The organism is Streptomyces sp. NPDC046915, assembly GCF_040644935.1.
In the GTDB taxonomy this organism is placed as follows: Bacteria; Actinomycetota; Actinomycetes; order Streptomycetales; family Streptomycetaceae; genus Streptomyces.
Genome location: NZ_JBEYXB010000005.1, coordinates 66,983 through 93,490 on the forward strand (window position 1 = coordinate 66,983; position 26,508 = coordinate 93,490).

Sequence of the window (26,508 nt, forward strand, 5' to 3'; positions counted from 1 at the left end):
CGCGGCAGGGCGATCACACTCGACAGGCACCGCGGACACCGCCCGAGACCCAGACCCGGCCGACACCACGGACACCGCCCACCGAGCCGACCGCCCAAGCGTCGCAGACAACACCGCGGACCCCGCCGAAGCCGAGCGCCGCGGCTACGCGCAGGCCGTCAGCGGGAGCGGGTCCAGGGCGCGGACCGCGCGTACGCAGCCCACGGGCTCCCCGCCGCCGAGCAGTGGCTCGCCCGTGAACTCGGTGAGGAGGGCGGGGTCGACGCCCGCGCGGGCGAGGGCGGCGGCGGCGACCGGGACGCGGGCCCGGTTGGCGCCGTCGGCGATCTTGACGGCGACGGCCCGGCCGTCCGGGAGGGCGGCGACCTGGACGCCCTCGAAGCCGTCCTTGGCCAGCAGACCGGGCACGGCCCGCATCAGGGCGGCCACGTCGCGGCCGGAGCCGGAGGCCATCTCGGCGTGCTCGCGCATGGCGTCGGCGACCTGGGCCTCCGCCGTGCTGGGCGCCGCGGTGGTGATCCGGGCCGCGGCCCGGGCGAGGCCGTGCAGGGAGACGGAGAACAGCGGGGCGCCGCAGCCGTCGACGGTCACGCCGGCGACGCGCTGGCCGGTGAGCTCCTCGACGGTCTCCGCGATCGCCTGCTGGAGGGGGTGCGCCGGGTCCAGATAGTCCTTCAGGGACCAGCCGTTGAGCTTGGCGGTCCACAGCATCGCCGCGTGCTTGCCGGAGCAGTTCTGGGCGAGCCGGGAGGGCAGCCGGCCCTCCCGGACCCAGGCGTCCCGCACGACGGGGTCGTACGGCAGGTCGGGCACGTTGCGCAGGTCGTCCTCGGTGAGCTCGGCGAGTTCGAGGATCCGCCGGGTGCCGGCGAGGTGGTACTCCTCGCCGGAGTGGCTCGCCGCGGCCAGGGACAGCAGGGCGCCGTCGAGCGGCAGCCCGAGCCGCACCATGGCCACGGCCTGTATGGGCTTGAGGGCCGAACGGGGGTAGAAGGCCGCCTCGATGTCGCCGAGTTGGAGCCGGACCTGGCCCTCGCCATCGAGGACGACGACGGAACCGTAGTGGACGCCCTCGACGATCCCGCCGCGTATCAGGTGGGCGACGGGAGCGTGGAGCGGCTCGCGGACGAGGGGTGCCTCCGCGGGGGAACTGCTGTACATCACTGCCTGTATCACTGGTTGGGTGTGGTGGACCGGCGCGACGTTCACGCGTCGGTCCCGGCGGACTGGCGCGCCGTACGGCCGCGGATGGCGTACCAGCCGGCGACCAGCGCTCCGACGATCAGCGGCAGGCACAGCACGGTGGTGCGTCCGGCGCCGCCGTCGGCGTACATCAGGACCAGGACGGAGGCGAGGAACGCCAGCGTCACGAGTTCGGTCCAGGGGGAGCCCGGCAGCCGGTATCCGGGCCGGGTCAGTTCGCCCTTCTGGGTCTTCCGCCAGAAGAACAGGTGACAGATCATGATCATGCCCCAGGTGGCAAGGATACCGATCGCCGCGAAGTTGAGCACGATCTCGAAGGCGTCCGCGGGGACGACGAAGTTGAGGCCGACGCCCAGGACACAGATACCGCTGGTGAGGAGGATCCCGCCGTACGGCACGTGGCTGCGGCTCATCCTCGCGGTGAACTTCGGGGCCGAGCCGCTGACCGCCATCGAGCGCAGGATGCGGCCGGTGGAGTACAGGCCGGAGTTGAGCGAGGACATCGCCGCGGTGAGGACGACCAGGTTCATCACGCCGCCGGCCGCCGGGACACCGATGTGGGACAGCACGGTGACGAAGGGGCTCTCCCCCGCCGAGTACTTGTTCCAGGGCAGCAGCATCGACAGCAGGACGACCGAGCCTACGTAGAAGAGGCCGACGCGCCACATGATCGAGTTGATCGCCTTCGGCATGATCTTCTCGGGGTTCTCGGTCTCACCGGCGGCGACGCCGACCAGTTCGACGGAGGCGTAGGCGAACACGACGCCCTGGATGATCAGCAGCATGGGCATCAGGCCGTTGGGGAAGACGCCGCCGTTGTCGGTGATCAGGGACGGGCCGGGGTGGCTGCCGTCGACCGGGTGCTGGGTGACCAGCAGGTAGATGCCGATGCACATGAACACGACCAGCGCGCTGACCTTGACGATCGCGAACCAGAACTCCATCTCGCCGAAGATCTTCACCGAGATCAGGTTCACGGTGAGGACGACGGCCAGGGCGACCAGCGCGATCACCCACTGCGGGATGTCGGAGAACATGCCCCAGTAGTGGGTGTAGGTGGCCACCGCGGTGATGTCGGCGATGCCGGTGGTCGCCCAGTTCAGGAAGTACATCCAGCCCGCGGTGTACGCGCCCTTCTCGCCGAGGAACTCCCGGGCGTACGACACGAAGGCGCCGGAGGACGGCCGGTACAGCACGAGTTCGCCGAGGGCGCGGACGACGAGGAAGGCGAAGACGCCGCAGACCGCGTACGCGACGAACAGGGAGGGGCCGGCGTCGGCGAGACGGCCGCCGGCGCCGAGGAAGAGGCCGGTGCCGATGGCGCCGCCGATGGCGATCATGTTGACGTGCCGGGACTTCAGGGACTTGCTGTAGCCCGCGTCTCCGGCGTCGACGTGACCGGACGAGGGCCGCGTCTCTTCTTTGAGGTGCTCGCTCACGCCTCGGGTCCGCCTTCCGTGGGGGTGTCCGCGCGCGGGGAGCGCACGATGTCGGTCAGGGTCGTCTCGACGCGGTCGAGGTGGTGGCTCATGGCCTCCACCGCGTCGTGCTCGCAGCCGTCGGTCAGCGCCTCGACGATCGCCCGGTGCTCGCGGTTGGACTGCTCGCGGCGGCCGCCCAGCTCGTTGAGGAAGGCCGACTGACGCGCCAGTGCGTCGCGGATCTCCTCGATGACCCGGCGGAAGACCGGGTTCTGGGCGGCCTCGGCCACGGCGAGGTGGAAGAGGGTGTCCATCGCGACCCACGCGGTGGTGTCCGTCTCCCGCTCCATGCGGTCGAGCAGGTGGGCGAGGTGGTCGAGGTTCTCGGGGGTGCGGCGCACCGCCGCGTACCCGGCGACCGGGATCTCGATGTGCCGGCGCACCTCCAGCAGGTCGCTGGCCGCGTAGTCGCCGAAGGTGGGGTCCTCGACGGCGCTGGCCAGGACGAAGGTGCCCTTGCCGGTCCGGGAGACCGTCAGTCCCATCGTCTGAAGGGCCCGCAGCGCCTCGCGGAGCACGGGCCGGGACACCTCGAGCGTGCGGCAGAGCTCCGCCTCGGAGGGGAGCTTGTCGCCGATCGCGTACTCACCGCGTTCGATGGCACCGCGGAGGTGGCCGAGTACGGCTTCCATGGCGCTGACGCGCCGGGGAACCGGGCCACCTGTCTGGCTGTCTGACAGGTTCACGGGCTCGATCCTGCGGGTTACGGGACGGCACTGTCAAGACACCTGGAAAGGAAACATTCACGGGGTGTGATGCATGAATCTCTGCATCACACCCCGTGGGGAGATCACGGACGACCGGACCCGCCGGCTGCCGACGGCCGGACGCCGGTCAGCTGTCGAGCACCCCGGTGCCCAGCAGACCGAAGAGCGCCACGCCGATGACGATCCGGTACAGCACGAAGGCGTTGAAGGAGTGCTTGGCGACGAACTTCAACAGCCAGGCGATGGAGGCGTAGGCGACCACGAAGGACACGATCGTTCCGACTGCCAGCGGGGCGGCACCCACGCCCGCCCCCAGGGCGTCCTTCAGCTCGTACAGGCCGGCGCCGGTCAGGGCCGGGATGCCGAGGAAGAAGGACAGACGGGTGGCGGCGACGCGGTCCAGGTCGAGGATGAGCGCGGTGGACATGGTGGCGCCGGAGCGGGAGAAGCCGGGGAAGAGCAGGGCGAGGATCTGGGAGCAGCCGACCAGCATCGCGTCCTTGAACGAGGTGTCGTCCTCGCCGCGCTTGTGCCGGCCCATCTGGTCCGCGGCCCACATCACGCCGGACCCGACGATCAGCGAGCCCGCGACCACCCACAGCGAGGCGAGCGGGCCCTCGATCAGCGGCTTGGCGGCCAGCCCCACCGCGACGATCGGGATGGTCGCGTAGATCACCCACCAGGCGAACTTGTAGTCGTGGTGGTAGCGCTCTTCCTTGTTGCGGATGCCGCGGCCCCAGGCGGAGACGATCCGCACGATGTCCTTGAAGAAGTACACCAGCACGGCGGCGATGGCGCCGACCTGGATGACCGCCGAGAAGCCGACCACGGACTTGTCGTCGACGGGGATGTTCATGAGCCCCTCGGTGATCTTGAGGTGGCCGGTCGAGGACACGGGGAGGAATTCGGTCACCCCCTCGACGACACCGAGGACGACGGCTTGACCGACGGAGATGGCGCTCATGGGATCCAGTTCTGCTCAGAAGTTGGTCGACAGTGCTGTAGACAGTCTTACTATGCCCGGTTGTACGGCCCGTGCCTACGCCCACACCGCCTGGGCGAGCGACACGCCGGCGAAGGCCGCACCGAGGCCCGCCGTCACGCTCGCGACGGCATTGGCGGCAGCGTAGAGCCCCGCACCGGTCTCGGTCAGCCTCAGAGTCTCCCAGGAGAAGGTCGAGTACGTCGTCAGGGCCCCGCACAGGCCGGTGCCCAGCAGCAGCCGCAGGTGCGGATCGGCCGAGGACGCGCCGGTCAGCAGGCCCAGGACCAGACAGCCGGTGACGTTCACCACGAACGTGCCCCAGGGCAAGCCCGAGTCGTGCCGGGACTGCACCGCACGGTCCGTCAGGTAGCGCAGTGGAGCACCGACCATGGCCCCGAGGACGACCAACAGCCAGTTCACAACGACTTCTCACCCTTCCCGGCCGTTTTGCCCGGAATCGTTCCTTCAGTCGGGCCGGGTCGCGGCTTCAGGACGCCACGGGTCGCCGCGGCGGCGGCCCACACCGCCGCCAGGGCCGCGAGCAGGGTCACGGCGAGATAGGCCAGCGCGGTGCCGGGGCGGCCGCCGTCGAGGAGCCTCTGGATGTCGACGGCGTAGGTGGAGAAGGTGGTGAAGCCGCCGAGCACGCCGGTGCCGAAGAACGGGCGGACGAGGTGGTGGGCGGCCCACGCCTCGGTGATGACCACCATGAACACGCCGATCACGGCGCAGCCGCCGACGTTGGTCCAGAAGGTCGCCCAGGGAAAACCGCCGGGGGGCGTGGGCCAGGCCAGGGACAGTGCGTAGCGGGCCGTCGCACCGAGCGCGCCACCGAGTGCGACCACCGCGACCACGGGTGCCTGTGCGCGCCAGGCCGGTCGCCGTGCGGGGCCGGGCCGGACGCGGAGGCTCTCGGCTTCCGGGGCTGTCATGGTCGTACGTCTCCTGATCCGGCCCCGTCGACTGGATCACGGCCGGGCATCAGGGTACCGCCCGGGTGTACCCGCGGGTCACCTCGCGGCGGGCGCCTCGCAGACCGCGACCCCGCGCTCCCACAGGCTGCCCAGGACCAGGTGGCCGTCGCTCTCGCAGACGCTGGTGACCATGCGGAAGCCGGAGTGGGGGCGGGTGAGGTGGTGGACGGTGGTGCCGTCGTCGTCGACGGCCAGGACGCCGGCGTAGCCCGTCGGGCGGAAGGGGGCGTGCGCGGCGGCCCGGGCCGCGGCTCGGCGTACTGCGGGCGGGGTGCGGTGCAGCAGGTCCAGCGGAGGGACCGGCGGTCCGGCGAGGGCCACCCAGATCGGGCCGGACTTCCCGGCGCGCCAGATGTTGTCGGGCATGCCCGGGAGGCCGTCGGCGAACGGCTCGGCGGTGCCCGCCCGGGGGCCGGTGAGCCGGAAGCGGGTCAGCCGGCGGGCGCCGGTCTCGGCCACGACCAGGAAGGACTCGTCCGCGCTCGGGGCGACGCCGTTGGCGAACTGGAGCCCCTCCAGCAGCACCTCGGGGCTGCCACCGCCGGGCGGGAGGCGCAACAGGCGTCCGGTGCCGCTGTGTTCGACGAGGTCGGCCATCCAGTGCCGCAGCGGGTGACGACGGCTGGAGACGGTGAAGCACAGGCTGCCGTCGGACAGGGCCACCACGTTGCTGCAGAACCGCAGCGGCTCCCCCGCCACCGAGTCGGCCAGCACCTGGACGGAGCCGTCGCCCGGTGCGACGCGCAGCAGGCCGCGTTCGGCGTCGCACACGATCAGGTCGCCGTCCGGGAGGAGTTCGAGGCCGAGGGGCCGGCCGCCGGTCTCGGCGAGCACCTCGACGCGGGCCGTGCCGGGGTCGGCCAGGCCGTCGAGGCGGAGGATGCGGCCGTCCTCGACGCCGGTCAGGACGCGGCCCCGGTCGTCGGCCACCACGTCCTCGGGGCCCCGACCGCCGATCGCCACGTAATGGCGGGGAACGAGTGCGGTGGGACGGTCCATGCGCGCCTGCCTTTCGCTGTCGAAAGAGACCCGGTCCGAGAGGCCGGTCGGTGGAGCCCCATGCTCGCTGCTCGTGGGTGCCCCTACCAGCCTTTCTCGAACATCCGGGCCACCTCGGCGATCCGGACCTCGTCCCGCCGGTAGTAGGTGCGGCGCCGGATCCGTTTGGCGCGCAGCAGGCCGATGCGGGTGAGCAGGCCGAGGTGGGTCGCGGCGACCCGGCGGGGCACGCCGAGCTTGGCGGCGACGGCGCGTGCGGTGACGCCGTCCTCGGCCGGGTCGGCGTGGCGTTGCGGTGGGAAGTGCGCGGCCGGGTCCTTGAGCCACTCCAAGATCTCCAGGCGTCGTTCGCCCGCGGGAGTCCTCTGCATCGCATCGCCTCCGTCCGCGCCTCCCTCTGTTCCGTCTTCCCACTCTTCCGCAGCCGCTACCGCCACGTACGGGACTCATCGACCCTTGTCCGGTACCGAACGGCCCTTGTGCGCGGCGCAGTTGGGGCTTCGGCCCGGTAGGGGAGCCGGACGGGCCCAGCCGCCCCCACCCGGCCGGGCCCGTCGGTACGGTTCAGCGGTGGCTGAACCACGTCATGGAGGACAGGGCCTTGTCGTCGTAGCCGAACAGGGCCTGGTTCTCCCAGCCGTTGCCGGAGGTGGCGTCGGTGGGGTCCCAGCCGTTGCCGGTGACGGCGGTCCAGGTGGCCTCCCAGTAGAAGACGCCGAGGCCGCGGCCGTTCGGGACGGCCTCCACGATGCTCGCCACGTCGTTCATCCACCGGGTCTGGCCGGCCACCGTCGCCGGGTAGCCGGAGACGAGCTCGCCGGTGGTGTCGATCTGGTTGGTGAGCGAGTCGTCGCTGTCGAGGCGGAAGGGGTAGGCCGTCTCGGCGATGAAGACCGGCTTGCCGTAGCGGGAGGCCGTGTCGTCCAGAGTGGTCTGCGCGGCGGCCAGCGAGCCGTGCCAGTAGCCGTAGTACGACAGGCCGATCGCGTCGTAGCTGATGCCGTACGTCTTGGCGTTGTCGAACCACCAGCGGACGGTGGCGTCGTCACCGGCGTTGGCCAGGTGCAGCGCGACCTGCGTGCCGGACGACACCGCCTTCGTGGCGCTGTAGCCGGAGTTGATCAGGCCGGCGAGCTGCGACCAGTTGTCCGTGGAGCCCTCGGACCACAGCATGCCGCCGTTGATCTCGTTGCCGATCTGCACCATGTCGGCGGTGGTGCCCTGCGCCTTCAGCGCGTTCAGGACGTCGTACGTGTGGTTGTAGACGTCGGTCTTGAGCTGGCTGTAGGAGTGCGAGGCCCAGGCGGCGGGCTTGGTCTGCTTGCCCGGGTCGGCCCAGTTGTCCGAGTAGTGGAAGTCGACCAGCAGCTTCATGCCGGCGGCCTTGATGCGCTTGGCCATGGCCAGTACGCGCGTCTTGTTGTTGTAGCCGTCGGCGGGGTTCACCCAGACCTTCAGGCGCGCGTAGTTCATGCCGGCGTTCTTCAGGATGGTGACCGCGTCGCCCGCGGTGCCGGAACTCGTCCTGTACACACCGCCCTTGGCCTCGCTCTTGGCGAGGGAGGAGATGTCGGCGCCCTTGACGGCGAGGCCCGTTCTGCCCGAGGTGAAGCTCAGGTCGTCGACGTTGATCCAGTTGCCCGCGTTGGCGTCGGAGTCGATGCCGATCGTGCACTGGTTGTTCGTCACCGCGACGGAGGCGACGATGCGGACCCAGCTGCTGGTGGACACCGGCAGGTCGGTGCGCTGCTCCGAACTCCCGCAGTTCTTCAGGGACATGTAGGCGGAGTTCTGCCCACCGCTGGAGCGGACCCAGGCGGTGAGGGTGTAGGTGCCGTTGGCCAGCCCGGACAGGTACTGGTACGTCTCCACCTTGTAGGCGGAGGACGAGTAGTGGCTCAGCCGGTAACTCCCGCCGTGGCCGCCGGACTCGGTGTACGAGGCGCCGGTGTCGCCGTACTCCGACCAGCCGCTGGGCGTGGCCACGCCCGTGCCGTCGGACTCGAAGCCGCCGTTGGTGAGGGTGCTCGCCGCCTGGGCGGTCTGGGCGGGCAGGGCGGTGAGGGCGAGCCCGGCCGCGAGCGGCAGCAGCAGGGCTCTCAGGGTGCGTCTGGGATGGAACATCGTCGTCCGTCGTCCCTTCGACGTGATGGGTTGGGGGTGTCCTCCGCGGGGGTGTCCTCCGTGGAGGTGTCCTCCGCGGGGGTGTCCTCCGCGGGGGTGTCGTCCGCGGGGGTGTCCTCCGTGGGGGTGGGAGGAGAGCCCCTCCGCCCGCGGCTCGTTCGGCTCGCGCGGGCGGAGGGGAGCCGGTGGGGGAAGGGGCTAGCCGTCGAGTCGTACGACGCGGACGGCTCCCGCGGGGACCGCGAGGCGGCCCGCGGCGCGTTCGCCCGTCAGCAGTTCGGTGCCGGGTGTGTCCAGCGGCACCTTGGCGTCGGTGGCGGTGTGGTTGATCGCGAACAGGAAGGTGCGGGTGCCCGACTCGTCGGTGCGGCGCACCACTTCGACGTCCCGGGGCAGGTCGGCGCGCGGCGCGATCCGGGCGTCCGCGGCGGCCCGGGCGAGCACCTCGTCCAGGCCGTGGGTGTCGAGGCGGGTGGAGACGTACCAGGCGGTGCCCTCCCCGAGCCGGTGCCGGGTGACGGCGGGGCGGCCCGCGGTGAGGCCGTCGGCGTACGTCCAGACGGTCTCGGCGCCGCGCGGCACCACGAACTCGGTCCACACGTCCCCGGTGAGCTCGGCGGCGTCGGGGCCGGTGATGCGCACCCGCTGGTTCTCGAGCAGGGGCGAGAACTCCTCCACGGTCAGGCCGAGGACGTCCCGCAGCGGGCCCGGGTAGGCGCCGTCGTGCACGGCGTCGTGCTCGTCGACGATGCCGGAGAAGTACGACACCACGAGGGTGCCTCCGTTCTCCACGTACTCCTTGACGTTGTTGCCGGCGGCCTCCGTCATCAGGTACAGCGCCGGTACGACGACAAGGGGATATCGCGACAAGTCGGCTTCCGGGTGGGCGAAGTCGACGGTGAGATGGCGGTCGTAGAGGGCCTCGTAGAAGGAGTCGGCGCGCTCGCGCGGGTCGTGGTCCTCGCTCGGGCGCCACTGGAGGTTCTGCGCCCACCAGGACTGCCAGTCCCACAGGACGGCCACGTCGGCCCGGGTGCGGGTGCCGCGGATCGGGCTCAGCGAGTCGATGCTCGCGCCGAGTTCGACGGCCTCGCGCCACACGCGGGTCCCGGTGCCGCCGTGCGGCAGCATCGCCGAGTGGAACTTCTCGGCGCCGCGCCGGGACTGCCGCCACTGGAAGAACATGGCGCCCTCGGAGCCCCGTGCGACGTGCGCGAGGGAGTTGCGGGCCATCTCACCGGGGGCCTTGGCCGGGTTGCGGGGCTGCCAGTTGACGCCGGAGGTGGAGTGCTCCAGGAGCAGCCAGGGGGCTCCCCCGGCGACCGAGCGGGTGAGGTCGGCGGCCATCGCGAGGTTGACGTGGGTGCGGCGGCCGTCGGTGATCAGGTAGTGGTCGTTGGTGACGAGGTCGACCTCGCGGCCCCACGCCCAGTAGTCCATGGAGTCGCACTGGCTGAGCGCGGTCATGAAGTTGGTGGTGACCGGGATGCCGGGCGAGAGGCGGTGCAGGATGTCCCGCTCCATACGGAAGTTCTCGCGGATGGTGGCGTCGGCGAACCGCTTGTAGTCCAGCGCCTGGCCCGGGTTGCCGACCGTGGGGGTGGCGCGCGGCGGGTTGATCTGGTCGAGGCCGGTGTAGTGCTGGCCCCAGAAGGCGGTGCCCCAGGCCTCGTTGACCGCGTCGACGTCGCCGTAGGTGTCCGCGAGCCAGCGGCGGAAGTGGGCGGCGCAGGAGTCGCAGTAGCAGGCGGAGACGGGGACGCCGTACTCGTTGTGGACGTGCCACATCGCCAGGGCCGGGTGGCCGCCGTAGCGCTCGGCGAGCCGGGTGGTGATGTTCGCGGCGGCGGCGCGGTAGTCGGCGTTGCTGTGGCAGATCGCGCCGCGTGAGCCGAACTCGTGGCGCACGCCCTCGGCGGTGACCGGCAGGGCCTCGGGATGCGCCCGGTAGAACCAGGCGGGCGGCGCCACGGTGGGCGTGCCGAGGTCGACGCGGATGCCGCTCTCGTGCAGCAGGTCCAGGATCCGGTCCAGCCAGCCGAAGTCGTACTCCCCGGGTGCGGGCTCCAGCAGCGCCCAGGAGAAGATCCCGGCACTCACCATCGTGACGCCGGCCTCCCGCATCAGCCGGACGTCCTCGAGCCAGACGTCTTCCGGCCACTGCTCGGGGTTGTAGTCCCCACCGAAGGCGAGCCTGGTGAGGCCCCTGGGGGTGGTCTCCGGCATGGATCTCTCCCGGGTTATCGATCATTTGGGAACGTGCACACACATCGACGGCGGTGCGAGCCCAACATAACCGCACAGCAACAACCATTGACAAGTGTCCGGGATGTTTCTCTACTGTGAACGCTCACAGAACCACGGCAGGGCCTCGCGACGGGCGAGGGCCCAGGTCAGCCGGTTTCTGCAGGGCAGGTTCCCGCAGCGGGCGGGGACCCAGGTCAGGGGAGAGATCCATGCCGCACACGAAGCGCCGCCGCCTCGTGACAACCGCCGTCGCCGTCTCGCTCGGCGCCACCGCCCTCGCCGCCTGCGGCTCCGAGGACAGCAAGGCCGAGTCGGGCCCGGTCTCGCTGACGTACTGGACCTGGACGCCCGGCATGGACAAGGTCGTGGACCTGTGGAACAAGGGGCCGGGCAAGAAGGACCAGATCACCGTCACGGTGAAGAAGCAGGCGTCCGGCGACACGCTGGTCACCAAGATCCTCACCGCGCACAAGGCGAAGAAGGCACCTGACCTGGTGCAGGCCGAGTACCAGGCACTGCCGACGCTGGTCAGCAATGACGCGCTGGCCGACATCTCCAAGGAGGCCGGCGCCGTCAAGGGCAAGTTCGCCGACGGCGTCTGGCAGCAGACCACGCTGGGCACGGACGCGGTCTACGCGATCCCGCAGGACATCGGGCCGATGATGTTCTACTACCGCGAGGACCTGTTCAAGAAGTACAAGCTGAAGGTCCCCACGACCTGGGACCAGTTCGCCGAGACCGCCCGCGCGCTGAAGAAGGCCGCCCCCGACAAGGACCTGACCACCTTCTCGGCCAACGACTCCGGACTCTTCGCGGGCCTCGCCCAGCAGGCCGGCGCCAAGTGGTGGACCACCTCCGGCGACAAGTGGAAGGTCGCGATCGACGACGCGGCCACCCAGAAGGTCGCCAAGTTCTGGGGCGGCCTGGTCAAGGAGGGCGCCATCGACAACCAGCCGATGTACACCCCGTCCTGGAACAAGGCGCTGAACACCGGCAAGCAGATCGCCTGGGTCAGCGCCGTGTGGGCGCCGGGCACGCTCACCACCGCCGCACCCGACACCAAGGGCAAGTGGGCCATGGCCCCGCTCCCCCAGTGGTCCGCGAGCGAGAACGTCACCGGCAGTTGGGGCGGCTCCTCGACCGCCGTCACCACCGACTCCCAGCACCAGGCCGCCGCGGCCAAGTTCGCCGCCTGGCTGAACACCGACCACGACGCGCTCAACGCACTGGCGAAGGACGGCGGCATCTACCCGGCCTCCACCTCCGCCCAGCTCAGCGGCGCCTTCAGCAACCCGCCGGAGTACTTCTCCAACCAGGCGGACTTCTACCCGCAGGCCGCCAAGATCGCGAACACCACCGCGCCGTCCGCCTGGGGCCCGAACGTCAACGTCGCCTACGCGACCTTCAACGACGCGTTCGGCACCGCCGCCAAGGACAAGTCGGACTTCGCCGCCGCCCTGGCCAAGATGCAGGACGCCACGGTCGCCGACATGAAGAAGCAGGGCTTCGAGGTTTCTCAGTGACCAGCACAAGCCGGAAGGCGTACGGGGTCAAGGGGGCCCCGTACGCCTTCCTCCTGCCCGCGACGATCCTCTTCGCCCTGTTCTTCGCGCTGCCCATCGGGTACGCGGTCTGGCTCAGCTTCCGCAAGGTGCACGTCTCCGGTCTCGGCCTGGGGGCGGGCGCGCGGAAGGAGGTCTGGGCCGGCCTGGAGAACTACACCGACGCCCTCGGTGACAGCGAACTCCTCGACGGCGCACTGCGCGTACTCGGCTACGGCTGCATCGTCGTCCCGGTGATGCTCGGCCTCGCCCTGCTGTTCGCGCTGATGCTCGACTCCGAGAAGGTGCGCCTCGCCCCGTTCACCCGGCTCGCGATCTTCCTGCCGTACGCCATCCCTGGCGTGGTGGCCGCGCTGCTGTGGGGCTTCCTGTATCTGCCGGACGTCAGCCCCTTCTACTACCTGCTCGACAAGTTCGGCCTGCCGCAGCCGGACCTGCTGGACGGCGGTCCGCTCTACCTCGCCCTGTCCAACATCGCGGTGTGGGGCGGCACCGGCTTCAACATGATCGTCATCTACACCTCGCTGCGGGCCATCCCCGCCGAGGTGTACGAGGCGGCCAGGCTGGACGGCGCCACCCGGCTCCAGATCGCGCTGAGGATCAAGATCCCGATGGTGGCGCCCTCGCTGGTGCTGACCTTCTTCTTCTCGATCATCGCGACACTCCAGGTGTTCAACGAGCCGACCACCCTCCACCCGCTCACCAACTCCGTCAACACCAGCTGGAGTCCGCTGATGAAGGTGTACCAGGACGCCTTCCACCGCAACGACATCTACTCGGCGGCCGCCGAGGCGACGCTGATCGCCCTGGCCACGCTGGTCCTGTCGTTCGGCTTCCTGCGGGCCGCGAACCGCCGCAACAAGCAGGAGGAAGCAGGATGAGTTCTCTTGCCGTCCGCAAGGCCGCCCCGGCCGACGGCACCACCCCCGGCACCGCCCAGGGCCCGCCGCTGCGCCGCCGGATCGCGCTGGTCCCGACCCTCACGCTGCTGCTCGGCGCGATCTACACCCTGCTGCCGGTCGCCTGGGTGGTGATCGCGTCCACCAAGTCCGGGCACGAGCTGTTCTCCACGTTCACCTTCCTGCCGGGCACCGGCCTCGCCGGCAACCTCAAGGACCTCAGCGCCTACCGCGACGGCATCTACTGGACGTGGCTGGGCAACTCCGCCCTCTATTCCGGTCTCGGCGCCCTGCTGTCGACGGCCGTGTCGGCGTGCAGCGGGTACGCGCTGGCGACCTATCGCTTCCGGGGCCGCGAAACGATCTTCAACGTCCTGCTCATGGGCGTGCTGATGCCGCCGGTGATCCTCGCCGTCCCGCAGTACCTGCTGCTGGCGAAGGCGAACCTCACGGACACCTACCTGTCCGTGCTGCTCCCGCAGATCCTCGCCCCGTACGGCGTCTACCTCTCGCGCATCTACGCGGCCGCCGCCGTGCCCGGTGACGTGGTCGAGGCCGGGCGGATGGACGGCGCGAGCGAATGGCGGATCTTCACCCGGATCTCGCTGCCGATGATGGTGCCCGGCCTGGTGACGGTCTTCCTGTTCCAGTTCGTGGCGGTGTGGAACAACTTCCTGCTGCCGTTCATCATGCTGAGCGACGACGAGAAGTTCCCGATCCCGCTCGGCCTGTACACGCTCCTCGAACAGGGCTCCAACACCCCGGCGCTGTACACCCTGGTGATCACCGGGGCCGGTCTGGCCGTGCTGCCGCTGATCGCGCTCTTCCTGGTCATTCAACGGTTCTGGAGCCTGGATCTGCTGTCCGGGGCCGTAAAGTCATGACCATGAGCAGCAATGCGGGGGGTCGGCGCAGACCGCCGACGATCCACGACGTGGCGCGCGAGGCAGGCGTCTCCCGGGGCACCGTCTCGCGTGTGCTCAACGGCGGGCACTACGTCAGCCCGGCCGCGCAGGAGGCGGTGAACGCCGCCATCCGCAGGACGGGGTACGTCGTGAACCGGCACGCCCGTTCGCTGATCACGGGGCGCTCGGACTCGGTCGGCTTCCTGCTGACCGAGCCGCAGGAGCGCTTCTTCGAGGACCCCAACTTCAACGTCCTGCTGCGCGGGTGCACGCAGGCGCTGGCCGCGCACGACGTGCCGCTGCTGCTGATGCTGGCCGGCACGGAGGACGAACGGCGGCGCATAGCGCGGTACATCACCGCCGGGCACGTCGACGGGGTGCTGCTGGTCTCCAGCCACTCCGGCGACCCGGTGGCCGAGGAGCTGCGGGAGGCGGGCGTGCCGCTGGTCGCCTGCGGCAAGCCGATCGGGCTGGGCTCGAAGGTCAGTTACGTGGCCGCCGACGACCGCGACGGGGCCCGTGACATGGTGCGCCACCTGCTGTCGCTGGGCCGCCGCCGGATCGGCGTGGTCACCGGCCCGCTGGACACGCCCGGCGGTGTCGAGCGGCTCGCCGGTTACAAGGAGGTGCTCGGCGAGGCGGGTGTCGGCGTCGACGACAGGCTCATCGTCTCCGGCGACTACAGCCGGGTCAGCGGCGAGGCGGGGGCGGAGCGGCTGCTGGCGCTGGCCCCGGACATGGACGCCGTCTTCGTCGCCTCCGACCTGATGGCGCAGGGCGTGCTCACGGCGCTCCAGCGGGCGGGCAGGCGGGTGCCCGAGGACATCGCTGTCGGCGGCTTCGACGACTCCCCCGCGGCGACCGCCGTCAGCCCCGCCCTCACCACCATCCGCCAGCCCTGGGACCGGATCAGCTCCGAGATGGTCCGCGTGCTCCTCGCGCAGATCGGCGGCGAGGACCCGGCCGCGGTGATCCTGCCGACGGAACTGGTGCGCCGCGGTTCCGCCTGAGCCGGCGCGTCACCGCTCCCTCGGTGCGACCAGTCCCGTCTCGTACGCGAGCACGACCGCCTGGGCACGGTCGCGCAGACCCAGCTTGGCGAAGATGCGGGCCACGTGGGACTTGACCGTGGCCTCGCTGAGGGTCAGCTCGGCGGCCAGTTCGGTGTTGGACAGGCCACGGCCCAGCAGGGTCAGCACCTCGCGCTCGCGGGGCGTCAGAGCGGCCAGGTCGGCGGGGACGGTGTCGGGCGTCCGCTCCGCCTCGGCCGCGTACCGCTCGACCAGGCGCCGGGTGATCTGCGGTGCGAGCAGGGCGTCGCCGGTGCCGACGAGCCGGACGGCCGCGGCGAGGTGCTCCGGGGTGACGTCCTTGAGCAGGAAGCCGCTGGCTCCGATCGACAGGGCCGTGTACACGTACCGGTCCAGGTCGAAGGTGGTCAGCATGAGCACCCGGCAGTCGGCGGCCCGCTCCAGGATGCGCCGCGTGGCTTCCAGGCCGTCCATGGTGGGCATGCGGATGTCCATGAGCACGACGTCCGGCTTCAGCTCGACTGCCGCGGCGACCGCCTCGGCCCCGTCGGCGGCCTCGCCCACCACCTCGATGCCCCGGGCGGTCAGGATCAACCGGAAGCCGGTGCGGATCAGCGTCTGGTCGTCGACGATCAGCACCCGGGGCGCCCGCTCGGGCGCGGCCGAGGTCATGGGCGGTCCAGCGGTATGCGGGCCCGGACCCGGTAGCCGCCGCCGAGTCTGCGGCGGGCGTCGAGGTCGCCGCCGTACACGGCGACCCGCTCGCGCAGCCCCAGCAGACCACGGCCCGCGCCGTCATGGCGCCGCGGTGCGGGAGGGGTGCCGGTGCCCGTGCCGGTCAGCACGCTGGGGCCGGTGTTGAGGACCTCGACGCGCAGCGCGTGGTCGGCGTAGCGCACGGTCACCTCCGCCTTGCCGCCGTCGCCGTACCTGAGCGCATTGGTGAGGGCCTCCTGGATGATGCGGTACGCGGTCACGTCGATGCCCTGCGGGAGGCGGCACGGGTCACCGGATATCCGTACCTCGACGGGCAGTCCGGCGAACGATATCCGGTCGACGAGGGAGCCCAGGCGGCCGAGGCCGGGCTGCGGGGTCAGGTCCGGGTGGATCTCCGCCGGCGCCGGATCGCCGTCCGCGCTGTCCTCGCCGCTCGGTGACGGTGCCAGCAGCCCCAGCAGATGCCGCAGGTCGGTCATCGCGCCGCGCCCCGCGTCCTCGACGGCCCGCAGGGCGGACGCGGCCTCGTCCGGCATGGTCCCCAGCACTTCCCGGGCCGCGCTCGCCTGGACGACCATGAGGCTCACGTTGTGGCTCACGATGTCGTGCAACTCGCGGGCGATACGGTCCCGTTCGGCGGCGACGGCCGCGTGCGAGGCGCTCTCCCGCTCCCGCTCGAGCAGCCAGCCCCGCTCCCCCACGGCCGCCTGCCACCGGCGCCGGGTCCGCAGCAGCGCCACGGCCAGCCCCGCGACGGCCGCGCACGCCACCCCCAGCAGCACCGCCAACAGCTCCCGTTCCCCCATGCCCTCACTCTGGCAGACGCCTCTGACATCCGGCATCGGCCTGTGGATCCAGCTCCCTGCATCTGGGGGATGAGGCGCGGGCCGAGGTGCGATCCGGGGAGGGATGCCGGGCGACCGGCCGCGCCCTTAGCGTCCTCACCATGGTCACCGAGGTGCAAACGGGAGAGGCCGTCGTACGACTCGACGGCGTGCGCAAGGAGTACGGCGAGACGGTCGCGCTCGACGGGGTGTCGCTGGAGATCCGGGCCGGGGAGGCGGTCGCGGTGATGGGACCCTCGGGGTGCGGCAAGTCCACCCTGCTCAACATGATCGCCGGGCTGGACCGGCCCACGGGCGGCGCGGTCGTCGTGCACGGCGAGAACGTCGGGGAGTTGAGCGAGAGGGGCCTCGCGCTGTACCGGCGGCGCCGGATCGGCATGATCTTCCAGTTCTTCAACCTCATCGACGACCTGTCGGCCCTCGACAACGTGGCGCTGGCCGCCCAGTTGACCGGTACCCCGGCCCGGCAGGCCCGGCGCCGCGCGCTGGAGCTGTTCGAGGAACTGGGGATCGCCGACCGCCGCAACGCCTATCCGGCGGTGCTCAGCGGCGGCGAGCGCCAACGCGTCGCCGTGGCCCGGGCGTTGATGAACCGGCCCGCGCTGCTGCTGGCCGACGAGCCGACCGGTGCGCTGGACAGCCGGGCCGGGGAGCAGGTGATGGACCTGCTGATCGACCTGAACCAGATCGGGCAGACGCTCGTCATCGTCACCCACGACCGGCATCTCGCCCAGCGCTGTGCCAGCCGTCTGGTGGAGCTGGCGGACGGCCGGGTCACCGGTGAGCACACCCTGGAGCCGTCCGTATGAGGGCGGTGTGGAAGGCCGCGCGGGCGGCCGTACGCAGGCGGAGACTTCAGACGCTGGTCATCTGGCTGGTCACGCTGGTGTCGACGGGGTCGATCGTGGTCGCGCTGGGTCTGGTGGACGCGGCGTCGGCGCCGTTCGACCACGCCTTCGGGAAACTGCACGGACCGCATGTCGTGGCCGCGTTCGACAGCGGCAAGGTGTCGGACGCACGACTGGCACGCGCGGCACGGCAGCCGGGGGTCGAGGCGGTGGCGGGACCGTTCCCGCAGGCGACGGTCGGCATTCCGCGTCACGCGGCGGACTTCGGTCTCGGCGGCGAGATCACGGTCGTGGGCCGGTCCGGTCCCGGAGGTCCGGTGGACCGGGTCGACCTGTGGGCGGGCCGGTGGCCCTCCCGGCCCGGTGAGACGGTCCTGAACCGGGAGTCCGACTGGACCGCCGACGACCTCGGCAAGAAGCTCCACGTGCCGTCGGGCCCGACCCTCACCATCGTCGGATTCGCCTTCGACCTGAGTCACACGGCGGACGCGTGGGTCACCCCGGACCAGATCCGGGCCCTGCACCCGACCGGCAGGCAGATGCTCTTCAGGTTCCGCGACGCGTCGTCGGAGGGCGCGCTGCGTGCCGAGTTGTCCGAGGTGACCGGCGGGCTGCCGAGGGGCGCGCTCGCCGGATCGCAGACGTACCTGGCGCTGAAGCACCGGATCGGCAGCAACGCGCGCGCCTACGCGCCGTATCTGATGGCGTTCGGTGTCCTCGGCATCCTGGTGGCGGTGCTCATCGTCGCCAACGTGGTGGGCGGTGCCGTGGTCTCCGGGTTCCGGCACATCGGCATCCTCAAGGCACTGGGCTTCACTCCGGGGCAGGTGCTGGGCGTCTACCTGGTGATGATCTCCGTGCCCGCCGTGCTGGGCTGTGTGCTCGGCACGTTCACCGGCAACCTGTTGGCCGGACCGTTCTTCCAGTTCGTGTTCACCGGGCCGGCGTCGGGCGTGCTGCACAGCAGCCTGGGGATCGCGCCCTGGGTGAATCTGCTCGCGCTGCTCGGTATGCCGCTGGTCTGCCTGCTCGCCGCGCTCGGCCCCTCCCTGCGGGCGCAGCGGCTGTCGGCGGCGCGGGCCATCAGCGCGGGCAGTGCCCCGCGTGCCGGGCGGGCTCTCGGCATCCAGCGGCGCCTGGCGAGCGTGCGGTTGCCCCGGTCGGTGAGTCTCGGCGCGGGTCTGCCGTTCACCCGTCCGGCGCGCAGCGCGCTCACGCTGGCCGCCGTGGTGCTGGGGGTGACGACGGTGACGTTCGCGACCGGTCTGGCGGCGACCCTGAACAGTTACGGGAACGACGGTCACCACACCTACGACGTCACCGTCTACGTGGGCGGCTACCGGCACGGCAAGGAGGTGCAGCCGGTGCACAGCGACCGTCGACTCCAGTCGCTGCTGGCCGCGTTGCCGGGTGCCACCCATGTGACGGCGCGCTCGGACGACGAGGTGCTCCTCGCCGGCAGCACCCAGGTGGTCATGTTCGAGGGCCGGCGCGGCGGACCGTCCCTGGACAGCGTGCTCTTCAGGGGTCGCTGGATGCACCGGACCGGAGAGGTCGTGGTCGGGACGCCGTTCCTGCGCCGCAACGGAGTGCGCCTCGGGGACCGGCTGCGGCTGCGGCAGGACGGCCACGAGGAGGAGGTGACCGTCGTCGGCGAGACGATGGACACCGACGACCGGCTGGTCATCGGCGGCTGGCCGACGGTCACCGCCCTGATGCCGGACGTGAAGCCCATCGCCTATCACGTCAAGCTGCGCGAGGGCACGGCCCAGGAGGCGTACGCACGCGCCGTCCGGGCCGCCGACCCGGGGCTGTCCGTACAGCTGAGCGGCTCGAACAGTGTCACCGGCACCATCGTCGGCTCCGCGACCGGCCTCACCCTGATGCTGGCCCTCGTCGCCTCCCTCGGTGTCTTCAACACGGCCGTGCTCAACACCCACGACCGGCGCCGCGACCTCGGCATGCTCAAGTCGATCGGCATGACCCCGGGCCAGGTGACGGTGATGACGGTGACCTCGATGGCCGTGCTCGGCGCACTGGGGTCCGTGCTCGGCATCCCCCTGGGCATCGCCGCCTACGAGGTGGTGATGCCCCGCATGGCGGCCGGGGTGGACATCACCCTGCCGTCGTACATGACGGATGTCTGGCATGCGCCGATCCTGGCGCTCCTGGCCCTGGCGGGTGTCCTGATCGCCGTCATGGGCGCCCTGATCCCCGCCCACCGCGCGGCCCGCCTCACCGTCGCGGAGGTGCTGCACAACGAGTAGGGCCGGCGGGGAGCCCGCAACCGGTCAGGATCGAAGAAGCCGGAGCGGGCTCCCCGGCCATAGCGTGAGAGCACCGACGGAAAGCCGTCGGGCCGCCCACCCCGAGGAGTGAGTCCCATGACCGCAGGCCTGCAGACGATCATCTACCCGGTCAAGGACCTGGACAAGGCCAAGCCCCTGTTCACCGCCCTGCTGGGCGTCGAGCCCTATGCCGACGCGCCCTACTACGTCGGTTTCAAGGCCGCCGGGCAGGACGTCGGCCTCGACCCGAACGGGCACGCGCAGGGCATGACCGGACCGGTGCCGTACTGGCACGTCACCGATCTCCGGGAGCGGCTCGCCGCACTGCTCGAAGCGGGCGCGGAACTGCTCCAGGACGTGCGCGACGTCGGCAACGGCCGGCTGATCGCCTCGGTGAAGGACCCCGACGGCAACCTGGTGGGGCTCCTCCAGGACCCGGCCGCCTGAGCCTCGTACGACTCCTCGCCGACTCCTCGCCGACTCCTTGCACCCGCACTAGTTGCACACTCAACAATTGGCCGGTTTGGTGCTACGGTGCGGATATGGCAGCGAAGACGGCCGACGCACGGCTCGAGGAACAGTGGCGGGACATCCTGTCGGTCCACGCGCGCACGATGTGCGAGATCGACCGGGCGCTGCACCCCCACGGGCTGGGCGCGAGCGACTTCGAGGTGCTGGATCTGCTCGCCTCCGAGCCGCGCGAGCAGGGCGACCAGTGCCGGGTGCAGAACCTGGTCGGCCGGGTGCACCTCAGCCAGAGCGCGCTGTCCCGCCTCATCGGGCGGCTGGAGAAGGACGGCCTCGTGGAGCGCTCGGTCTGCGCCGAGGACCGGCGGGGCGTCTGGGTCGCGCTGACCGGCAAGGGCCGCGAACTGCACGCGCGGGTGCTGCCGCTACAGCGGGCGGCGCTGGCCCGCGTACTGCAGGAGCAGCCGGCCTAGAGGACGAACTCGGCCCCGTCCGCGAGGACTTCCACGCCGGTTCCGGCCACCTGCGCCCGGGCCGGGGAGGCGGGATCGAGCAGCGGGTTCGTGTTGTTGAGGTGGGTGTAGATCCGGCGCGGCCGCGGGTGACGGGCCAGCGCGGCGAGACTGCCGTGCGGGCCGGTGACCGGAAGATGCCCCATGGCCGCCTGTCCGCTCCCGCTCCCCGACCGTACCGCCGCGCCCATCTCGTCGGCCGCGAAGAACGTGCCGTCCAGCAGCACACCGTCGGCCGTCGCGCACAGCTCGTCCAGCGCCTCGCCCCAGGCGGCCACGCAGGGCGCGTACACCAGCACTCCCCCGGTGGCCAGGTCCTCGATCCGGTACGCCGTCACCCAGCGGCCGTCCGGGACGGGGGCCGGTACGTACTTGGGGGCCTTGGCGCCCACCGGGTGGGCCGTGACCACCAGGCCGCCCGCCAGCACGAAGCCGCCGTCGGCCAGGCTGTCGCACCACTCCCAGGGGGCGTAGCGGTCGAGGGCGCCGCGGACCGGGGCGAGTGCGGCGCGGACCGGCGGGGCGGCGTAGACCCGCAGGCCGGCCGCGCCGCGCAGCACGGTCAGGCCCATGACGTGGTCGGCCTCCGCGTCGGTCAGCAGCACGCCCCGCAGCGGGGTGTCCCGGGGCCCGGGGCCGGGCCGGAGCGCGGGGGTGGCGGCGAGCTGGACGCGGATGTCGGGCGAGGCGTTCAGCAGCCACCAGTCGCGGCCGTTGCCGGTGAGGGCCACGCACTCCTGGGTGCGCGAGGGCAGCTTGCCGTCCCGGGCGGCCGAGCACAGCGCGCAGGCGCAGTTCCACTGCGGGAAGCCGCCGCCGGCCGCAGTACCCAGCAGGACGATCCTCACGACCATCCGTCCCTCTCGCTCGCCCGGCCCCCCGCTGGGATCTTCCCTCCCGAGCCGCGCGGACTACCCCTTGTCGGGGGGCAGTTCCGGCCGACCTCGGCCGGGCGGCCGCCGGTCCACCGGGCGGCGGGGCGGGATGGCACCGCCGGGGAAGTCGCGCGGGCCGGTCCACAGGGCGGGTACGGCATCGCAGCGACGGCACAGGGCGCAGGCGATGGCCTCGTAGTTGACCCGCCGGCCCTGGAAGTGCGGCCAGGCGTCCTTCGTCGCGCGCTCGGCCCGGAAACCGGCGCTCTCCACCATCTCCGCCGCCGCGTCGAACTCGGCGTAGGTCAGCCGGATCCGGGTGTCCGGGTCCGGGTCGGGGCCGAAGGGGATGCGCAGCGCGCGGGCGATGTCGCGCAGCGCGGAGAATCCGGCGCGCAGCACCAGGCGGGGCGCCGCGCGGGGTCAGGGCGAGCTGGAGGGCCGCCGCGTCCATGACGGCGACCAGGCCGACCAGCCAGCTGCGGAGCGCGCGCGGGGAGCGGAAGGTCAGCAGGATCGGGTACGTGGAGTGACTCTCGCCCATGCCCGAGGCCAGCCGCTCCCAGGCCCGGTACAGCTCCGGGGGCGCCGTCTCGGTGTCGACCAGCCACTGCCGGGCCAGGATCTCCGGGCCCCAGGCGGGCTCGCCCGCCCTGGACTGGCAGGAGGGTGACCTCCAGTTCGCGCCGGCTGTAGGCGCTGTACAGGGTGGGCAGATAGGCGATCTGCAGGGCGATGAGGACGGGTCCGGTGGCGGCGGCGACGAAGTCCAGCACGGACAGCTTCAGCCGGTCGCCGCTGGCGAAACCGAGGGTGAACATGCTGGAGCCGGCCTCCCGGAAGGCGGTGGTCCAGGACAGCGGGGACAGCGCGTTCAGCAGCAGGCCGAAGGCGAGCAGGGCCCCGGCGAGCCAGCCGGTGAGCATCCCGATCAGCATCAGCGGGGCGAGCCAGGTCTGGGCCCGGTCGATGGCGTCGTATCCGCCGTGGGGTGTGGTGAGGCGCAGCAGGCGGCGCAGCACCCACCACAGGCGGATCACCAGCGCGGAGTACAGCCCCCGGGGAACCACGAGGGTGCGCGGGACACTGCTGAGTACCAGTGCCAGAACCAGTGCCCCGGCCACGCCGGAGAGCCATTCCATGCGGCCATTGTGGACCGCGGCCGGGGGCGCCGCGGGGATCGGCCGTGCTCAGCCCGCCGCACGGGCCAGCAGGGTGCGCACCCCCTCGGAGGTGAGGGTCAGGCCGTGCTCGGAGCTGCCGTCGATGGTGAGCGAGATGTCGTCGGCCGGCCACTGGGAGGCGAGCGCGCCGAGGGGCACGAGGCGGTAGCGGGAGACGAAGGGCAGCAGCTCGGCCATCTCCACCTCCGAGGTGAACACCGGCACGACGGGGTTGTCCCCCGGCCTCTCCAGGACGGGCAGTGCCACCGCGGAGGGGTCGGTGGCGTCCTCGGTGGCGGCGTCGTCCGGCACGGGCAGCAGCACGTCGCTGCTGGCGAGCGTGTGCAGCGCGGCCGGGTCCTCGGCGTTCTCGGCCAGCGCGTCCAGCGCCCGCTGGGCCGGCGTCGGCATGTCGTCGTACGCGGGTGTCTCCATGGCAGATCCCCTGCTAGCGGCGGTCGTGCGGTCGCCGTTGGCACTCGGCCGCGGGCGCGGTCCTGAGCGCGTACCCAGCAGGCCCGAGGGCATTCCGGCCGGACGGCGCCGGGCGGATGACGGTTCGGTGAACCGTGGCGGGCCCCGGAGGCCGCCCGCGCGCGGATCAGCCGGCAGAGGCGTCGGCGTCGGCGACCGTGCCGCCTGGGCCGATGGTGTTCAGCGGGCGGACGCCGGGCCGGGCGGGGCCCTCAGTCGCCGAGGAGTTCGGCGAAGCGCCGGGCGCCGATGTTGCCGCCGGAGAGGATGACGCCGATCCGGCGGGGCAGCGGCTCCACGCGGTGGGCCAGCAGGGCGGCCAGGGCGCTCGCTCCGCTGGGTTCGACCACGGTCTTCAGGCGCTCGAAGGCGAACCGCATCCCCTCGCGGATCTGGTCGTCGTCGACCAGGGTGATGCCGTCGAGCAGCCGCCGGTTGATGGAGAAGGTGAGTTCGCCGGGGATGTCCGCGGCCTGGCCGTCGGCGATGGTGCGGGGTACGGGGATGGAGACGCGCCGGCCTGCCTCCAGGGACCGCTTGGTGTCGTCCCCGGCCTCCGGCTCCACGCCGATCACCCGGATGTCCGGCAGGAGTCCCTTGGCCGAGGTCGCGCTTCCGGCGATCAGTCCGCCGCCGCCGACCGGCACGACCAGGGCGTCCAGGTCGCCGGCCTCCTCGATCAGTTCCAGGGCCGCCGTTCCCTGCCCGGCGATGACGTGGGGGTGTTCGTACGGCGGGATCAGCGCCAGTCCGCGGTCGGCGGCGAGGGCCTCCCCGATCGCGACCCGGTCGCCGGTGTAGCGGTCGTAGGTGACGATCTCCGCGCCGTACCCGGCGGTCGCCTCCAGCTTGGCGCGGGGGGTGTCCTCGGGCATCACGATGACGGCGGTGGTGCCGAGCTCACGGGCGGCCAGGGCGACGGCCTGGGCGTGGTTGCCGGAGGAGTAGGCGGCGATGCCCTTGGCCAGGTGTTCCGGGGACAGCCGGGACGCGGCGTTGTAGGCTCCGCGGAACTTGAAGGCGCCGACACGCTGGAGGTTCTCGCATTTGACGAAGACCTCGGCGCCCACCAGCTCGTCCAGGGTCCGCGAGCGCAGTACGGGCGTCCGGTGGGCGACGCCCTCGATCCGTGCGGCGGCGTCCCGGACGTCGTCGAGGCTGACGGGCGGGGTGTCGGGCATGTGCGAACTCCGTTCTGGGCGCTGCCGGCGCCGCGGTCACCGGGTGCCGGTCGCCGGACGCCGGACCATTCCGGGCTGGAATCATTGTCCAGCATCTAGACGGAAAGTCCAGTCCGCACAGCCCTCCGGTCGCTCCCGGGGACGGCAGCGCCCAGCCGGAGTCGTGGCCTGCCCGTCCTCAGAGCGGCGCCTGGCCGGGGTCGCCGGGCTTGATGCGCCCGCGCCAGGCGCCGGTCTCGCCGCCACGGTGCTCGATGTAGTCCTTGAAGCGGCGCATGTCGCCCTTGACGCGCCGGTCGATCATGCCCAGCGCGTCCGCGCCCTTCTCCGCCATGCCTCCCGGCTCGACGTCCATGATGAGCTCCACGCGCGTGTGCGTGTCGTCCAGGCGCTGGAAGCGGACCGACCCCTTCTGGTCGGTGTCACCGCTGATGGTGCGCCAGGTGATCCGCTCGTCGGGGAGCTGGTCGACGATCTCGGTGTCGAACTCGCGCTTCACTCCGCCGATCTTGGTCGTCCAGTGGTTGTGGCGGTCGTCGAGCTGCCTGACCTCCTCCACTCCCTCCATGAACCGCGGGAACTGCTCGAACTGCGTCCACTGGTTGTAGACGGTGTGGAGGGGGACCTCGACCTCAACCGTTTCCTTGACCGTGCTCATGAGCCCTCCTTCATCGGTCGGCTTTCGTCCATCGGCTCTCGTCGGCCGGCCCCCCGGGTACCCCGGTGACCGGCCCGATCACAACAACCGGGGCGGATCGGCGCGATGGCCGGTGGCCCGGGTGTGAGGCACGCTGGTGGCATGAGTCCATGGCGGAGCATGGCGACGCTGCGGCGGTCGTGGCAGTCGAGCCATGCGCTGTTGCTGCTTCCGATCGCGCTCATCGTGGTGATCACCGTGGTGGACATCCGCACGCCCGAGGACGTCCATCTGGGGCCCGCGCTGGTCATCGCCCCCGCGCTGACGCCGTCGTTCGCGGGGCCCGTGGCGACCGGCCTGGTGGGCGTGCTCGCCATCGCGGCCCAGTTCCTCATCGCGGTCCTCCACGGCGGGCTGACCACCGCGAACCACATCGTGCAGCTCATCACGCTCGCCGTGTTCACGGTCATGGTGGTGATCTACAGCGTGATACGCGACCGGCGGCGCGCCCAGCTGGCGCAGGTCCGGTCGGTGGCCGAGGCCGCCCAGCACGTCCTGATGTGGCCGCTGCCGGAGCACATCGGCCCGCTGCGGATCGCCTCGCTGTACATGGCCGCCGAGGACGAGGCGCAGATCGGCGGTGACCTGTACGCCGCCACCCGCTGCGACGGCGCCGTACGCGTCATGATCGGCGACGTGCGCGGCAAGGGCCTCGCCGCGATCGGCGAGGCCGCGCTGCTGCTGGGCGCCTTCCGGGAGGCCGCGCACCGGCAGACCTCCCTGCCCGCGCTGGCCGCCACGCTGGAGCAGAGCGTGACCCGGTACAGCGCCGACTTCGAACCGCCCGAGGAGGCCGGTGAACGCTTCGCCACCGCGCTGTTCGTCGAGATCCCCGACACCGACCCGATCACCAGGATGACCAGCTGCGGCCATCCTCCCCCGCTGCTGCTCAGCCCGGGGCACGTGGTCACCGTGCCGAGCCTGCACCCCGCGCCCCCACTGGGCGTCGGGACCACGGGCTCGACGGACTACACGCTGGACGTGTTCTCCTTCGAGCCCGGCGACACCCTCCTGCTCTACACCGACGGCGTCATCGAGGCCCGCGACGCCGACGGCCGCTTCTATCCGCTGGCGGAGCGCGTCGCGCGCTGGACCGAGGCCGGCCCCGAGGCGCTGATGCACCACATCCGCCGTGACCTGCTCGCCCACACCGGGGGCCGCCTGGACGACGACGCGGCCCTCATCGCCCTCCACCGCACGCCCGCGGTCCAGCGCCAGCACGGCCGGCACCCCGTCTTCGAGGGACTGCACCACAGCTCCGGTGCGCGGCCCCGGGCCTGACGGCCGGACGGGCGACGGCGAACCGGAACCGCGGCCTCCTCC

Annotated in this window: 27 protein-coding genes; 9 read left to right on the forward strand and 18 right to left on the reverse strand. The window is 71.6% G+C overall.

What is annotated here, in order from left to right:
• Nucleotides 1-144: 144 nt before the first annotated feature.
• The 10 genes from ABZ915_RS14300 to ABZ915_RS14345 all read right to left on the reverse strand — a co-directional run bounded on the left by ABZ915_RS14300 (nt 145) and on the right by ABZ915_RS14345 (nt 10,699).
• Entirely contained in the window at nt 145-1,161 is a 1,017-nt protein-coding gene (locus tag ABZ915_RS14300) for an asparaginase (RefSeq protein ID WP_361801183.1), read from the reverse strand.
• 44 nt (nt 1,162-1,205) lie between these two features.
• The gene (locus ABZ915_RS14305) at nt 1,206-2,642 is read right to left on the reverse strand and encodes an amino acid permease (protein ID WP_361801186.1); all 1,437 of its coding nucleotides are present in this window, start codon (nt 2,640-2,642) and stop codon (nt 1,206-1,208) included.
• Entirely contained in the window at nt 2,639-3,370 is a 732-nt protein-coding gene (locus ABZ915_RS14310; protein ID WP_361801189.1) for a FadR/GntR family transcriptional regulator, read from the reverse strand. The genes ABZ915_RS14305 and ABZ915_RS14310 overlap by 4 nt, the downstream gene beginning before the upstream one ends.
• Nucleotides 3,371-3,518: 148 nt before the next feature.
• Nucleotides 3,519-4,355: an undecaprenyl-diphosphate phosphatase gene (locus ABZ915_RS14315; RefSeq protein ID WP_361801192.1), complete on the reverse strand. Its 837-nt coding sequence runs from the start codon at nt 4,353-4,355 to the stop codon at nt 3,519-3,521.
• A gap of 75 nt (nt 4,356-4,430) precedes the next feature.
• Nucleotides 4,431-4,796 carry a fluoride efflux transporter CrcB gene (gene crcB / locus ABZ915_RS14320; protein ID WP_361801195.1) on the reverse strand — a complete coding sequence of 122 codons (366 nt, stop codon included), beginning with the start codon at nt 4,794-4,796 and terminating at the stop codon, nt 4,431-4,433.
• Entirely contained in the window at nt 4,793-5,308 is a 516-nt protein-coding gene (gene crcB, locus ABZ915_RS14325; protein WP_361801198.1) for a fluoride efflux transporter CrcB, read from the reverse strand. Before crcB (ABZ915_RS14325) ends, crcB (ABZ915_RS14320) begins: the two co-directional genes overlap by 4 nt.
• Before the next feature lie 78 nt (nt 5,309-5,386).
• On the reverse strand, nt 5,387-6,349 hold the full coding sequence (locus ABZ915_RS14330; RefSeq protein WP_361801201.1) for an SMP-30/gluconolactonase/LRE family protein: 963 nt from the start codon (nt 6,347-6,349) through the stop codon (nt 5,387-5,389).
• 83 nt (nt 6,350-6,432) lie between these two features.
• Nucleotides 6,433-6,720, reverse strand: a complete 288-nt coding sequence (locus ABZ915_RS14335; protein WP_361801204.1) for an ArsR family transcriptional regulator — start codon at nt 6,718-6,720, stop codon at nt 6,433-6,435.
• A gap of 193 nt (nt 6,721-6,913) precedes the next feature.
• The gene (locus ABZ915_RS14340; RefSeq protein WP_361801207.1) at nt 6,914-8,473 is read right to left on the reverse strand and encodes a glycosyl hydrolase 53 family protein; all 1,560 of its coding nucleotides are present in this window, start codon (nt 8,471-8,473) and stop codon (nt 6,914-6,916) included.
• Between the two features lie 198 nt (nt 8,474-8,671).
• A complete protein-coding gene (locus ABZ915_RS14345) occupies nt 8,672-10,699 on the reverse strand; it encodes a beta-galactosidase (protein ID WP_361801210.1) in 2,028 nt (675 codons plus the stop codon).
• Nucleotides 10,700-10,929: 230 nt separating this feature from the next.
• On the opposite strand from ABZ915_RS14345, the gene ABZ915_RS14350 reads away from it, so the two are divergent.
• The 4 genes from ABZ915_RS14350 to ABZ915_RS14365 are packed head-to-tail and all read left to right on the forward strand — an operon-like array spanning nt 10,930 to nt 15,096.
• Nucleotides 10,930-12,243, forward strand: a complete 1,314-nt coding sequence (locus tag ABZ915_RS14350) for an extracellular solute-binding protein (RefSeq protein ID WP_361801213.1) — start codon at nt 10,930-10,932, stop codon at nt 12,241-12,243.
• Nucleotides 12,240-13,163, forward strand: coding sequence for a sugar ABC transporter permease (locus ABZ915_RS14355; RefSeq protein WP_361801216.1), 924 nt, complete (start codon nt 12,240-12,242; stop codon nt 13,161-13,163). Before ABZ915_RS14350 ends, ABZ915_RS14355 begins: the two co-directional genes overlap by 4 nt.
• Complete coding sequence (locus ABZ915_RS14360; protein ID WP_361801219.1) at nt 13,160-14,065, forward strand: carbohydrate ABC transporter permease; 906 nt, start codon at nt 13,160-13,162, stop codon at nt 14,063-14,065. Before ABZ915_RS14355 ends, ABZ915_RS14360 begins: the two co-directional genes overlap by 4 nt.
• Nucleotides 14,062-15,096, forward strand: a complete 1,035-nt coding sequence (locus tag ABZ915_RS14365) for a LacI family DNA-binding transcriptional regulator (RefSeq protein WP_361801222.1) — start codon at nt 14,062-14,064, stop codon at nt 15,094-15,096. The genes ABZ915_RS14360 and ABZ915_RS14365 overlap by 4 nt, the downstream gene beginning before the upstream one ends.
• A 9-nt stretch (nt 15,097-15,105) precedes the next feature.
• On the opposite strand, the gene ABZ915_RS14370 is transcribed toward ABZ915_RS14365, so the two are convergent.
• Both ABZ915_RS14370 and ABZ915_RS14375 read right to left on the reverse strand, forming a co-directional pair.
• On the reverse strand, nt 15,106-15,789 hold the full coding sequence (locus ABZ915_RS14370; protein WP_361801225.1) for a response regulator transcription factor: 684 nt from the start codon (nt 15,787-15,789) through the stop codon (nt 15,106-15,108).
• The gene (locus tag ABZ915_RS14375; RefSeq protein ID WP_361801228.1) at nt 15,786-16,640 is read right to left on the reverse strand and encodes a histidine kinase; all 855 of its coding nucleotides are present in this window, start codon (nt 16,638-16,640) and stop codon (nt 15,786-15,788) included. Before ABZ915_RS14375 ends, ABZ915_RS14370 begins: the two co-directional genes overlap by 4 nt.
• 140 nt (nt 16,641-16,780) lie before the next feature.
• Here ABZ915_RS14375 and ABZ915_RS14380 point away from each other — a divergent pair, with 140 nt between their 5' ends.
• From ABZ915_RS14380 to ABZ915_RS14395, 4 genes are all read left to right on the forward strand, one after another.
• Nucleotides 16,781-17,488 carry an ABC transporter ATP-binding protein gene (locus tag ABZ915_RS14380; protein ID WP_361801231.1) on the forward strand — a complete coding sequence of 236 codons (708 nt, stop codon included), beginning with the start codon at nt 16,781-16,783 and terminating at the stop codon, nt 17,486-17,488.
• On the forward strand, nt 17,485-19,794 hold the full coding sequence (locus ABZ915_RS14385) for an FtsX-like permease family protein (protein ID WP_361801234.1): 2,310 nt from the start codon (nt 17,485-17,487) through the stop codon (nt 19,792-19,794). Before ABZ915_RS14380 ends, ABZ915_RS14385 begins: the two co-directional genes overlap by 4 nt.
• A 117-nt stretch (nt 19,795-19,911) precedes the next feature.
• Nucleotides 19,912-20,262, forward strand: a complete 351-nt coding sequence (locus ABZ915_RS14390) for a VOC family protein (protein WP_361801237.1) — start codon at nt 19,912-19,914, stop codon at nt 20,260-20,262.
• 95 nt (nt 20,263-20,357) lie between these two features.
• Nucleotides 20,358-20,756, forward strand: coding sequence for a MarR family transcriptional regulator (locus tag ABZ915_RS14395; protein ID WP_361801240.1), 399 nt, complete (start codon nt 20,358-20,360; stop codon nt 20,754-20,756).
• Here the strand turns inward: ABZ915_RS14395 and pqqB are convergent.
• From pqqB to ABZ915_RS14425, 6 genes are all read right to left on the reverse strand, one after another.
• On the reverse strand, nt 20,753-21,643 hold the full coding sequence (pqqB, locus tag ABZ915_RS14400) for a pyrroloquinoline quinone biosynthesis protein PqqB (protein ID WP_361801243.1): 891 nt from the start codon (nt 21,641-21,643) through the stop codon (nt 20,753-20,755). The genes ABZ915_RS14395 and pqqB overlap by 4 nt on opposite strands.
• A 63-nt stretch (nt 21,644-21,706) precedes the next feature.
• Entirely contained in the window at nt 21,707-22,072 is a 366-nt protein-coding gene (locus ABZ915_RS14405) for a hypothetical protein (protein ID WP_361801246.1), read from the reverse strand.
• Nucleotides 21,976-22,812 carry a hypothetical protein gene (locus ABZ915_RS14410; RefSeq protein WP_361801249.1) on the reverse strand — a complete coding sequence of 279 codons (837 nt, stop codon included), beginning with the start codon at nt 22,810-22,812 and terminating at the stop codon, nt 21,976-21,978. The genes ABZ915_RS14405 and ABZ915_RS14410 overlap by 97 nt, the downstream gene beginning before the upstream one ends.
• Nucleotides 22,813-22,860: 48 nt before the next feature.
• Nucleotides 22,861-23,268 carry an SseB family protein gene (locus ABZ915_RS14415; RefSeq protein WP_361801252.1) on the reverse strand — a complete coding sequence of 136 codons (408 nt, stop codon included), beginning with the start codon at nt 23,266-23,268 and terminating at the stop codon, nt 22,861-22,863.
• 251 nt (nt 23,269-23,519) lie between these two features.
• The gene (locus ABZ915_RS14420; RefSeq protein WP_361801255.1) at nt 23,520-24,488 is read right to left on the reverse strand and encodes a pyridoxal-phosphate dependent enzyme; all 969 of its coding nucleotides are present in this window, start codon (nt 24,486-24,488) and stop codon (nt 23,520-23,522) included.
• A gap of 178 nt (nt 24,489-24,666) precedes the next feature.
• The gene (locus tag ABZ915_RS14425; RefSeq protein ID WP_361801258.1) at nt 24,667-25,146 is read right to left on the reverse strand and encodes an SRPBCC family protein; all 480 of its coding nucleotides are present in this window, start codon (nt 25,144-25,146) and stop codon (nt 24,667-24,669) included.
• 141 nt (nt 25,147-25,287) lie between these two features.
• On the opposite strand from ABZ915_RS14425, the gene ABZ915_RS14430 reads away from it, so the two are divergent.
• Nucleotides 25,288-26,466 (forward strand): PP2C family protein-serine/threonine phosphatase, encoded by a 1,179-nt coding sequence (locus ABZ915_RS14430; protein WP_361801261.1) that lies wholly within the window; start codon nt 25,288-25,290, stop codon nt 26,464-26,466.
• Nucleotides 26,467-26,508: the final 42 nt, after the last annotated feature.